The organism is Metapseudomonas phytobenefica, assembly GCF_043392685.1.
GTDB lineage: Bacteria > Pseudomonadota > Gammaproteobacteria > Pseudomonadales > Pseudomonadaceae > Metapseudomonas.
In genome coordinates this window covers 1-2,870 of sequence record NZ_JBHZGM010000066.1, presented here as the reverse complement: position 1 = coordinate 2,870, position 2,870 = coordinate 1, and the positions used below count along the sequence as shown (strand labels likewise).

The following is a 2,870-nucleotide window of genomic DNA, read 5'->3' as shown; positions in this document are numbered from 1 at the left end:
CGGTGCTCTACACCGGCAGCAACGGCCTGGTGGCCCACGAGTGCATCCTCGACCTGCGTCCGCTCAAGGACACCAGCGGCATCAGCGTCGACGACGTCGCCAAGCGCCTGATCGACTTCGGCTTCCATGCCCCGACCATGAGCTTCCCGGTGCCCGGCACGCTGATGATCGAGCCCACCGAAAGCGAGTCGAAGGAAGAGCTGGACCGCTTCTGCGACGCCATGATCCGCATCCGCGAGGAAATCCGCGCGGTGGAGAACGGCGAACTGGACAAGGACGACAACCCGCTGAAGAACGCCCCGCACACCGCGCAAGAGCTGGTCGGCGAGTGGACCCACCGCTACAGCCGCGAACTGGCCGTGTACCCCAGCGCCAGCCTGGTGGACGGCAAGTACTGGCCGCCGGTGGGCCGCGTGGACAACGTCTACGGCGACCGCAACCTGGTCTGCGCCTGCCCGTCCATCGAGGCCTATCAGGACGCCTGACGGCCCTCATGTAGGAGCCAGCTTGCTGGCGAAGCACTCTGCCCGAGCTATTCGCGAGCAAGCTCGCTCCTACAGCGAGCCCCTTTGCGCTGCACTCAACCGAACAAGAAGGAAAACCACCATGTTCCACAAGAGCCTGACCCTCTCCGACTTCGACCCCGCCCTGTTCGACGCCATCCGCCGCGAGGCCCAGCGCCAGGAAGACCATATCGAGCTGATCGCCTCGGAGAACTACACCAGCCCGCAGGTGATGCAGGCCCAGGGCAGCGAGCTGACCAACAAGTACGCCGAAGGCTACCCGGGCAAGCGCTACTACGGTGGCTGCGAGTTCGTCGACAAGGTCGAGCAGCTGGCCATCGACCGCGCCAAGCAGCTGTTCGGCGCCGACTACGCCAACGTCCAGCCGCACTCCGGCTCCCAGGCCAACAGCGCCGTCTACCTGGCCCTGCTGAACGCCGGCGACACCATCCTCGGCATGAGCCTGGCCCACGGTGGCCACCTGACCCACGGTGCCAAGGTGTCGTCCTCCGGCAAGCTGTACAACGCGGTGCAATACGGCATCGATGGCAATGGCCTGATCGACTACGACGAGGTCGAGCGCCTGGCCGTGGAGCACAAGCCGAAGATGATCGTCGCCGGCTTCTCCGCCTACTCCAAGACCCTCGACTTCCCACGCTTCCGCGCCATCGCCGACAAGGTGGGTGCACTGCTGTTCGTCGACATGGCCCACGTCGCCGGTCTGGTCGCTGCTGGCCTGTATCCGAACCCGCTGCCTTACGCCGACGTGGTCACCACCACCACCCACAAGACCCTGCGCGGCCCCCGTGGCGGCCTGATCCTCGCTCGCAAGAATGACGAGATCGAGAAGAAGCTGAACTCCGCCGTCTTTCCCGGCGCCCAGGGCGGCCCGCTGATGCACGTGATCGCCGCCAAGGCGGTGTGCTTCAAGGAAGCGCTGGAGCCGGACTTCAAGGAGTACCAGGCCCAGGTGATCAAGAACGCCAAGGCCATGGCCAGGGTGTTCGTCGAGCGTGGCTACGACGTGGTGTCCGGCGGTACCGACAACCACCTGTTCCTGGTCAGCCTGATCCGCCAGGGCATCACCGGCAAAGACGCCGACGCCGCGCTTGGCCGCGCCCACATCACCGTGAACAAGAACGCAGTGCCGAACGACCCGCAGTCGCCCTTCGTGACCTCGGGCCTGCGCATCGGCACCCCGGCGGTGACCACCCGTGGCTTCGAGGAGCCGGAATGCCGCGCCCTGGCGAGCTGGATCTGCGACATCCTCGACCATCTCGGCGATGCCGACGTGGAAGCCCAGGTGGCCAAGCAGGTCGCGGCGCTCTGCGCGCGCTTCCCCGTGTACCCGGCCTGATCCCTGTTCCGGGAGTCGAACTATGTCGCTCAGCGTTTTCGATCTGTTCAAGGTGGGCATCGGCCCCTCCAGCTCCCACACCGTGGGGCCGATGCGCGCCGCCGCGCGTTTCGCCGAGGGGTTGAAGCGGGACCACCTTCTGGAGCGAGTAGCCAGCGTCCGGGCGGAGCTGTATGGCTCCCTCGGCGCCACCGGCAAAGGCCACGGCAGCGACAAGGCCGTGCTGCTCGGACTGGAGGGCGAGCACCCGGACCTGGTGGACACCGGCACGGTAGAACTGCGCCTGGCGACCATTCGGGAAATCGGCTCCATCAACCTGCTGGGGGAACGCCCGATTCCCTTCGTGGAAAAGGAGCACCTGGCGCTGATCCGCAAGCCGCTCCCCTACCACCCCAACGGCATGATCTTCCGCGCCTTCGACGACGCCGGCATCCAGATCCGCTCCCGCGAGTACTACTCGGTGGGCGGCGGCTTCGTGGTGGACGAGGAAGCCGCTGGCCTGGACCGCATCGTCGAGGACAGCACGCCGCTGCCCTACCCGTTCAAGACCGCCCGGGACCTGCTCGCCCATTGCAGCACGACGGGCCTGTCCATCAGCAGCCTGATGCGCGAGAACGAGAAGGCCTGGCGCAGCCCGGCGGACACCAGCGCCGGGTTGATGAAGATCTGGCAGGTGATGCAGGACTGCGTGAAAGCCGGCTGCCGCAAGGAAGGCATCATGCCCGGCGGACTCAAGGTCAAGCGCCGCGCCGCCGCGCTGTACCGCCAGCTCAGCGAGCGCCCGGAGGCCGCCCTCAAGGACAGCCTCAGCGTGCTCGACTGGGTCAACCTCTACGCCCTGGCGGTGAACGAGGAGAATGCCACCGGCGGGCGCGTGGTCACTGCGCCCACCAACGGTGCGGCGGGCATCGTCCCGGCGGTGCTGCACTACTACAGCCGCTTCGTGCCCGGCGCCAATGACGACGGCGTCGAGCGATTCCTGCTCACCGCCGCCGCCATCGGCATCCTCT

At 66.9% G+C, this 2,870-nt stretch carries 2 protein-coding genes and 1 pseudogene; all 3 read left to right on the top strand.

The annotated features are described in order from the left end of the window. Window positions 1–485: pseudogene (locus tag ACFW0B_RS25645) on the top strand (glycine dehydrogenase (aminomethyl-transferring)); the annotation flags it as partial. Between the two features lie 121 nt (window positions 486–606). Further along, a complete protein-coding gene (gene glyA, locus ACFW0B_RS25640) occupies window positions 607–1,860 on the top strand; it encodes a serine hydroxymethyltransferase (protein WP_449151770.1) in 1,254 nt (417 codons plus the stop codon). Between the two features lie 22 nt (window positions 1,861–1,882). Beyond that, window positions 1,883–2,870: L-serine ammonia-lyase (locus ACFW0B_RS25635; RefSeq protein WP_449151768.1), on the top strand; the 988-nt coding region annotated here is incomplete at its 3' end.